Below are 1092 nucleotides of genomic sequence, written 5' to 3' on the forward strand. Positions count from 1 at the left end.
GCCCACCGGCTGCTGCTGCGGCCAAGTGGCTCGACGTGTTACTCCGCGCAGATGTTGAGAGTGTCGATGATCTGCCCAGCGACCTCTGCATCTGCGCAAAGGAAGAAGACGGCGTCCTTCTCCGCTGCTTCAGAAAGAAAGTGGTGGACAGTGATCAGAGCGGCCGTCGTGTTTCGCACGAACACCTCGTGGCACTGCGAAAGCCGAACGTGCGCAAGCTGTGCGGCAAGCGCCTGCTTGGTTGCGCGGATCTCGGTACTTTTGTCGCTCTCAATCCGCCCAGGCAGGCCAACTCCGCAACCGGTATAGACACATTTGTCCTTGAACCTGGTTTTCCAGACGAACTGAGGGGAGTTGGGTTCGAAGGGCGGCGCGTGTAATGGACTGCTCTTGATCATTCAGGGGCGACAGTGTCATGGCTGATCGCGTCCTGCGAGGTACGCGCGGCGGCTTGATGCAGCTCACGGCCACTCAGTCTTGAGTGGTGTGCGGAGCGTAGTTCTGCAAGCGTGCAAATCCCGTGACTGTGCACCGCTTGTTGCTTTGCTTCCTGCACGCGCTGAGCACATGTCTGGGCATACGCTCGCCTCTGAATTCGAGGTTGTGCCGCATGCTGAAGTGTTCAGTTGTGTTTGTAAGCTCTGCTGTCGAAGAGGTGGGTGAAAGCCGGCTTGCCGACCTAATGGCTGCTGGGGCCAGGTTCAACGAGGTGTGTGGATCGCGAGCGGTTGTGTGCTTCGATGGACGCCGCTTCTTTACCTACCTCGAGGGAACCGCCAGTTCGGTAGCTGCGACTTTGGTCTACATCGAATCATTGGCCATCCACTCAGAACTTGTGCAGCTCGCTCGAGGGACTGTTCAGCAGCTCCGCTTCCCGGAACAGCCATTGCTATTCATGCGGGTGACCGCCTCTCAGCTTAAGTCCTTGGTCCGCGCCGACTGGACCAACTTCTCCCAGCGGCTGAAAGGCCGGTTTGATCCCGTTACCGGCATGGAGCAACTCGCCGATCTGGTTGCGCAATGCCGCGAGGCGGCGGCATCCTGAATTGCTGCGGCTCCCCCGGAGTTAGCCCCTTGTGCTGTCCTCGGGTG

The 1092-nt window shown here is 59.2% G+C and carries 2 protein-coding genes; both read left to right on the forward strand.

Annotation, left to right across the window (positions count from 1 at the left end):
* Window positions 1-380 (forward strand): hypothetical protein (locus tag ACFC0D_RS38735; RefSeq protein WP_376446834.1); only part of this gene is annotated, 380 nt, incomplete at its 5' end.
* A gap of 230 nt (window positions 381-610) precedes the next feature.
* Window positions 611-1045 carry a BLUF domain-containing protein gene (locus tag ACFC0D_RS38740; RefSeq protein ID WP_376446836.1) on the forward strand — a complete coding sequence of 145 codons (435 nt, stop codon included), beginning with the start codon at window positions 611-613 and terminating at the stop codon, window positions 1043-1045.
* Window positions 1046-1092 lie beyond the last annotated feature (47 nt).

Source organism: Streptomyces sp. NPDC056222, from assembly GCF_042264065.1.
Taxonomy (GTDB): Bacteria; Actinomycetota; Actinomycetes; order Streptomycetales; family Streptomycetaceae; genus Streptomyces.

What these genes read in the sequence shown, in the direction of transcription:
- ACFC0D_RS38740 (WP_376446836.1), top strand. Translation starts at nt 611, where the DNA reads ATGCTGAAGTGTTCAGTTGTGTTTGTAAGCTCTGCTGTCGAAGAGGTG.